The sequence below is a fragment of the Acetobacterium sp. genome (genome assembly GCF_039830195.1).
GTDB lineage: Bacteria > Bacillota > Clostridia > Eubacteriales > Eubacteriaceae > Acetobacterium.
On the sequence record NZ_JBDODG010000012.1, the window covers coordinates 58,954 to 66,101 of the forward strand.

Consider the following 7,148-nt stretch of genomic DNA (forward strand, 5'->3'; position numbering starts at 1 on the left):
GAATTTACGCAACTTAGACCGATAAAAATACACCTGAGACTAAAATTAATCTCAAGTGTATCGTTTTTCTGACTTTATTTTGCTTCATATGACATTGTTCCGTTTAATCATCTGCTGAACCGACTGAAAGTAAATGATTGATGAATTGCTGGGCCGTTCGGCCAGAAATCCCACCGTGTTGCAGTTCCCATTTATTGGCTTCCCGGGAAAGGACTTCCTCCGATAAACTTAGACCTTCCCGCCTGGCCAGCTCGGTGACGATTCCAAAATACTGCTTCTGACTGGGTCGTTCGTAAAAAATGCTGACCCCGAAGCGATTTACCAGCGACAGCTTTTCCTGCATGGTATCTGAGCGGTGGATCTCGCCATTTGCTTCCATATCATTTCGGTCATTCCAAGTTTCGCGAATCAGATGGCGACGATTTGAGGTGGCATAAATTAAAATGTTATCCGGCTTGGTTTCTACACCGCCTTCGATTACAGCTTTCAGAAACTTGTATTCAATCTCAAATTCCTCAAAAGAAAGGTCATCCATGTAGATAATAAACCGATAGTTCCGGTTTTTTATCTGAGCAATGACATTTGACAAGTCCCGAAACTGGTGTTTGTAGATTTCGATCATCCGCAGCCCCTGATGATAGAATTCGTTGACGATGGCTTTGATGCTGGTAGACTTTCCGGTACCGCTGTCACCGAATAACAACACATTGTTGGCTTTTCGTCCCTCGACAAAGGCTTTGGTATTCTCGACAAGTTTTTGCTTCTGGTTTTCATAGCCTACCAGATCCGCCAGCATGACCTTATCCATGTTATTGATGGGATTAAAGATGACCCCGGTGTTATCGGCTTTGGGGATGATTCGGAAGGCTTTATTCAGGCCAAACATACCCACTCCGTATTCACCATAAAACCCTGTGATTTCATCGAAAAATTCCTGTTCGTTTGTTGCTGCTTCCAGTTTAAGACTCAGCGATTTTACTTTTTCGCTGACGTTCTGATTGTACATGAATTCCGGTTTTTTGATGGCCCGGTAATCCGACACCCGAGTGAAACAATCAATCCCCAGTGCTGATTCCAGTTCGGTGAAATCAAAATCAAAAAGTTCCTTGAAAACTTGACAATCATTTTGGGCAAAAAAGTTAACACTTCCTTCTTTTTTCCCCACCTTTTCACAGGTTAAACTAAATGGATTCTCATTGGTGATCAGCACAAAGGTCAGGTAATGATGCCAGAGATTTCGGTCAAATCCAAAATCTGTGGCTATTTCCAGCAGCGACTTTATCTGTCGATAGCTTTCGGCAATCAGTTCTTCTTTTGAATCCGCCCCGTAGTAAAAATGTTCATAGAGCTGGCCCATCTGCTGTAGCAGGCACTCCTGACTTGCTTCTGTATATAGTATAAGTTTAGCGATTAATCGATTCATAATGATCTTCCTTCTAAAAAAAGCCACCTCATTACAAGGTGGTCTTTTTAATCATATATTTTTTCTGACAAGCTTATCTAAGCTGGAACTGATCGATCATCTGTTTTAACAAGATCGACTGGCCGGAAAGTTCTTCACTGGCGGCAGCACTTTCTTCAGCTGTTGCCGAGTTCTGCTGAACGACCTGAGCAACCTGCTCGACTCCCATATTAATCTGGGCAATGCCGGTGGCCTGCTCATTGGATGCCGTGGCGATATTGCCAATGAGATCATTAACCTTGGCAATCCCACCAACAATTTCATCGAGGGCAATGGCCGTTTCATCCGCAATTTTTGTACCTTCAGCGACCTTACTGATGGAGCCTTCAATTAACCCGGTTGTTTCTTTGGCGGCTTCAGCACTGCGGGCCGCTAAGGTTCGGACTTCTTCAGCTACTACGGCAAAACCTTTGCCATGTTGTCCAGCCCGGGCGGCTTCAACTGCGGCGTTAAGAGCCAGGATATTGGTCTGGAAGGCTATATCGTCAATAACTTTGATGATCTTCGAAATATCTTCGGAGGACTTATTGATTTCCACCATCGACTGCTGCATTTCGGTCATTTGAACATTACCTTTTTCAGCATTGCCCATGACATCAGTGGTCAGTTCTCTGGCCTTGTTTGCATTCACAGCGTTGTTCTTGGTCTGATCCGCTATTTCGGCAATCGATGCTGTCAATTCCTGGATGGAACTGGCCTGTTCGGTTGAACCCTGGGCCAGAGCCTGGCTGCTGTCGGATACCTGATTGGCTCCGGCATTAACCTGTTCTGAAGCATGATTGATATCCCCTAATAGCGAGTTCAGCGTTGCAATAATAGTATTAAGGGCATCCGAAATCGCATTGAAATCGCCACCAAATGAGTTGACATTTTCTAAATTGAGGTTTCCGTTGCTGATTTCTCCGGTCACCGTCGAGATTTCTGTGACAATCGATTTGAAGTGACTTCCCATCGTATTCACAGCTTGTTTTAAAACATCAAAGCTACCCTGGTAATAACCATCAACCGTTACATCAAGATTGCCGTTGGCGATAGCATCCATCACATTTGCGACTTCTTCCATCGGTTTTGCCATGACTCCAAGAATACCGTTCATGCCACTGATCAGTTCGTGCCATGAGCCGCTGAACTTAGTTTCATCGGCTCTGACATCAAGATCTCCCTGCATCGCTGCAGTTGTCAGGATAATGGCATCACCAATAAGCTCGCCAATGGTATTTTTCACTTCCGCAAAACTTTCACCAATGGCTTTAAACTGCTCATACACTTCAGTCGTATACTGTCCTTGTTCTTCCACTTCTAAATCAAGTTCAAGGTTACCTTCTGATAACCGGTGGAGGTTATCTGCCAGCTGGGCGACAGCATCTCTACGGTAATTATTAACACTCATCATTGGTGTAGTATCATGAGACACATCCACATAACCAATTTTTTCGCCTTTGCTGTTGATCAGATGCATGGTATCCATACGATAATATCGATCCCTGAATTCAAAGCTATGCTCCGAATAGCCAAGTTCATTCAATCGATCACCACCGGCGTTCAATGCTCTGACACCACAGTCTTCCGAGTGGCACATTTCCAGATTACATGAGTTGCATGGAACCCCACGAATTTCTTCCCGTTGGTTAGCCGTACCGGTCATCTTCATCAGATCTTCAAGGATTTTATTAACAAAAACCATGTTCATATCTTTGTCAATCGTTGTAATTCGGTATGGAAGAGCATCCAAAATGGCTAAATAATATTCCATGTTTGAGGTGACTGTTTCCATGGCCTGATTTGCCTGTACAAGTGCTTTTTTATAGTCACCAGTCATGTCATTTTCAATACTTTTATTGAAATACTCTTTTTTCTCGACCAGTTCCGGCAGCGCTGCCAAATAGTCGAGGAGTTTTTTCGTCGACGTTTGAACAATTGCTAAATTATTCCCCATCAGGTCTTTGTCTGATGATGGCTTGATGATTTCTGACAAATCGCCATCTGCCAGTTTTGTTGCTATCTCCAATTGTGTTTTCATACTTTCTGCAATATCAGCTAAGGCGTAGCTAACTTCACTCAGTTGATCCTGCGCTGTATCAACTTTAAACTCAGTTTCGATATCTCCCGCTGCTAACCGATTGGCTACTTCTGCAAGACTGTCAATTCTGTTTGAGATAGCTTTCAATCCAAGAACAATCACACCGATGATAACAGCTAAACCGATTGCATAGATCAGCAGCAAACTGTTTTGAACACTCGCAAACTGATCCATATTCTGACTCATAACAAACATTGAAATACCAGCAATTGCACAAAATACTACTATAACTGGTAAAACAACCGTCGTCAGAATCTTTGACAACAAACTCTTTTTATGCTCCATTCTTTCCTCCGTTTATAAAATTGATTCCGAAAATAATTTTTCTAAATTTCCACCACTTTTCTTTGCCAAATACTACCTCAATACTACCTACGATAGTTGCTGTTACTCTTCACAGCGAGGCAATCAAAAATTTCAGTTCACTCATGTTGAATATTATATATGATTATTTTTGTAAACTCAATGGTTTTCTTTGTTATTCAATTTTTATTGTCCAATTATTAGTCGAGTTCAATTATAACCCAAATAATTTGTTCCACCCATTTTACTAAAATGAAAGCAGCTTGAATCTTTGTTCGGCTGGTTTGTTATAATTACATGGGTTAAACTAATCATTCTAATGGGAGCTGCTATACACCAACTCATTTTTTTCAAAGTCAAAGGTATTGTTAATATGACCCAGAATGATCAGTACCTTGCTCAAATTTTCGAAATAAACCGTATCATATTTGGCACTGCCAATATCAAATCCTTTGAGCGTGGGTAATAATTCTTCAGCGCGTTCGTGATTGCTATCAACGGTAGTGCATAATTTAAAAAGCTTTTTAAATTGATATTCCTCCACCAGATAAAACCGGCCATCATCAACACCATTTTGAATATTCTCTAAAAACCATCGATGAATCTGATTCGTCTTTTTAAATCGTCCCATCACTTCAGAAGCCACCGCCCAGGGTTTTAATCGCAATTGTTTGAGATCTACACCCTTCTCGCATTTATATAAAACACTTTCTAATCCCATTTAATACTCCTCCGTTTATCGATTTGCTGTAATTCGATGAGTTTACTCCCATGATTTATGTAATTTTTCGTAAAAGCACGCTCTACTTTTATTCATATTTTATATCATTCTTTTACCATTTTACCCACCATATTTCAATTAGTCAATTATAATAAAGCATCCGATCGATTTATTTTCTCTGTGAATATAAATACCAGAAAAATTTTCATTTTTCCCGTAGCATGGTATAATAAAACAAACTACAAAATAAGGAGAAAAAAATGAGAAATCGAGTTGGTAACTTGTTATGGGGACTTTTATTGGTCGCGATCGGTCTTGGTTTTGCCGGAAATGTCTTTGGTCTGTGGAATTTTGAGTTATTTTTCGCCGGCTGGTGGACTTTGTTCATCATTGTTCCCTGTGCCATCAGCATGGTTCAGAATGGCATACAACTTTGGAATAGCATTGGATTGGGTATCGGTGTGTTATTATTTATTTCCGCACAAGGCTATTTTAATGGGGCACTACTGGGCGACCTGATTTTTCCCATCATTATTATTGCCATTGGTTTGAGTATTATGTTTAAGGATCGCCTCAGTAAAAATGCCAAACTGATTCAGGGCATGACAAAGGATGGCCTTCCCGAATACTCGGCGGTCTTTGGCGGCCAGGAAATAAACTTTCCCGGCGAAGCGTTCAAAGGCGCTAATGTGACTGCGGTTTTTGGAAGTGTTTCCCTTGACTTGCGCCAGGCCATCATCAATGAAGATATTTATGTCTCGGCCACCGCGGTCTTTGGCGGCATTGATATGATGGTTCCCAGCAATGTTCGGGTGGAAATGTCAACAACGCCGATTTTTGGCGGGGCTTCCAATAAGACCAACAAACCACTGGGCGAGAATCCACCGACCATTTACATCAACAGCACGAATATCTTTGGGGGTACAGAAGTCAAATGAATACCAATCAGAGTTGGATTAAATACCTGGCCATTGCCTTTGGTCTGGTATTGGCATTAGGGATCATCTCCAGCATTGTCAATGGCGGCGTCGCCATCATGAGGGGATTTGGCCTGATTGATAACAGAATCCAAATCAGTGAACAAAGCGGAGATACCTTTCTGCAGGATTTTAACGGTGAGTTGGAAGCTGTTTTTATTAATTTCAATGCCGGCAGTATCACCCTTAAAACCGGAAATGCTTTTAAAGTTGAAGGTTCTAATATCCCTGCAAGTTTAACTGCCACCCTGGACGATGGCAAGCTTGTCATTGAAGATTACGGAAATACCAATATCATTCCTAATCTAATCGGCAAAAATCGTGTACCTGACCTTGTCATTACCATTCCCAGTGACACCCACTTGAAAAAACTGGAACTGGAGGTTGGTGCCGGTCGCGCTGAATTGTCGCAAATTATCACCGATGAATTGACCATCAAACAGGGCGCCGGAGAAATTGCGGCCGATCAGCTTCAGGCAAATTCCGGCAAACTCAACGGTGGCGCCGGTGCTGTCCATTTTACCGATGTCAAACTTAATGATTATGAAATCAAAGGCGGTGTCGGCCTTATCGATATTCAGGGGATCGTCACCGGTGATCTGGAAATCAAGTGCGGCGTCGGTCAGACCAGTCTGGATGTCGACGCAAGTGTCAATGATTATTTTATTACCGCTGACCAGGGCATCGGCCCGATTACCATCAATGGACAGAACATTTCGGAAACTGGAGCCGGATCTAAATCTGCTCCCCATCGCATCGATATCGACGGCGGAGTCGGACCCGTCAAGATGACATTTAAATAGCCAATAAAAAAACACGTTAACGTGTTTTTTTATTGGCTGAAACTCGCTTATCTGACAAAATGCATATATACTTTTTTAAAAGGATGCGGCTCGGCAACAACACCCTTACCGTTTTCGATGAGTCGCATCAGCCAAACCATGTTGGCAGCTGTAACCTCAATGGTCTGCGCGCCTTCGGTATCTTGAGATGCTTCTCCGGCAGTTCGGCCGTGAATAACATTCCAATAATTACCTGCTGCCATTACCATTTCCGAATAGGTGATGTAGTGATTCAATTGATCGATACTTGCTACACCACCAGAACGTCTGACCGCCACCAGGGCACCAGCCACCTTGTGCCGAAACATTCCGCCGTTTGCTCCCGCGACATAGAAAGCCCGATCTAGAAATGACTTCATATTCCCACTGATGCCGGAAAAGTGAACGGGACTGGCAAAAATAACACCATCGGCTTCTTTTATTTTTTGAATTCCTTCATTGACAACATCTTTGGTAAAGATACACTGCTCATTTTTATTTTTGCCACAGGCATTGCAGCCAGTACAGCCCTGTACAGCTTTCATGCCAACATTGAATATTTCGAAATCAATGCTTTCCTGAGCAAAGATATCACCTGCAATACTCAGCGCCGTAAATGTATTTCCTTCTCCATGAGGACTCCCATTAATGCCTATTACTTTCATCTCTAACCTCCCGAAGCGCTACGCTCCATCTGTTCTATTTTGCTGCTTTTAGTATACCACATTTTTAAGAAAGTTAAACATATAATCAACAGATTGAGAAAATTCAACTCTACCACGAT

Annotated in this window: 6 protein-coding genes; 2 read left to right on the forward strand and 4 right to left on the reverse strand. The window is 42.3% G+C overall.

Annotation, left to right across the window (positions count from 1 at the left end; all coding sequences use genetic code 11):
- Nucleotides 1-103: 103 nt before the first annotated feature.
- The 3 genes from ABGU93_RS05140 to ABGU93_RS05150 form a co-directional block, all read right to left on the reverse strand.
- Nucleotides 104-1,423 carry an ATP-binding protein gene (locus tag ABGU93_RS05140; RefSeq protein ID WP_347412421.1) on the reverse strand — a complete coding sequence of 440 codons (1,320 nt, stop codon included), beginning with the start codon at nt 1,421-1,423 and terminating at the stop codon, nt 104-106.
- A gap of 73 nt (nt 1,424-1,496) precedes the next feature.
- Nucleotides 1,497-3,827 (reverse strand): methyl-accepting chemotaxis protein, encoded by a 2,331-nt coding sequence (locus ABGU93_RS05145; protein WP_347412422.1) that lies wholly within the window; start codon nt 3,825-3,827, stop codon nt 1,497-1,499.
- A 334-nt stretch (nt 3,828-4,161) separates the two neighbouring features.
- Nucleotides 4,162-4,566 (reverse strand): hypothetical protein, encoded by a 405-nt coding sequence (locus ABGU93_RS05150; protein ID WP_347412423.1) that lies wholly within the window; start codon nt 4,564-4,566, stop codon nt 4,162-4,164.
- Between the two features lie 260 nt (nt 4,567-4,826).
- Here ABGU93_RS05150 and ABGU93_RS05155 point away from each other — a divergent pair, with 260 nt between their 5' ends.
- Entirely contained in the window at nt 4,827-5,504 is a 678-nt protein-coding gene (locus ABGU93_RS05155) for a LiaF domain-containing protein (protein WP_347412424.1), read from the forward strand.
- Nucleotides 5,501-6,346, forward strand: coding sequence for a DUF4097 family beta strand repeat-containing protein (locus ABGU93_RS05160; protein ID WP_347412425.1), 846 nt, complete (start codon nt 5,501-5,503; stop codon nt 6,344-6,346). Before ABGU93_RS05155 ends, ABGU93_RS05160 begins: the two co-directional genes overlap by 4 nt.
- Before the next feature lie 47 nt (nt 6,347-6,393).
- Here ABGU93_RS05160 and ABGU93_RS05165 read toward each other — a convergent pair whose 3' ends face one another.
- Complete coding sequence (locus ABGU93_RS05165) at nt 6,394-7,029, reverse strand: flavodoxin family protein (protein WP_347412426.1); 636 nt, start codon at nt 7,027-7,029, stop codon at nt 6,394-6,396.
- Nucleotides 7,030-7,148: the final 119 nt, after the last annotated feature.

Coding starts and splice junctions, on each gene's coding strand:
- ABGU93_RS05140 (WP_347412421.1), bottom strand. CDS start 1,423: ATGAATCGATTAATCGCTAAACTTATACTATATACAGAAGCAAGTCAG.
- ABGU93_RS05145 (WP_347412422.1), bottom strand. CDS start 3,827: ATGGAGCATAAAAAGAGTTTGTTGTCAAAGATTCTGACGACGGTTGTT.
- ABGU93_RS05150 (WP_347412423.1), bottom strand. CDS start 4,566: ATGGGATTAGAAAGTGTTTTATATAAATGCGAGAAGGGTGTAGATCTC.
- ABGU93_RS05155 (WP_347412424.1), top strand. CDS start 4,827: ATGAGAAATCGAGTTGGTAACTTGTTATGGGGACTTTTATTGGTCGCG.
- ABGU93_RS05160 (WP_347412425.1), top strand. CDS start 5,501: ATGAATACCAATCAGAGTTGGATTAAATACCTGGCCATTGCCTTTGGT.
- ABGU93_RS05165 (WP_347412426.1), bottom strand. CDS start 7,029: ATGAAAGTAATAGGCATTAATGGGAGTCCTCATGGAGAAGGAAATACA.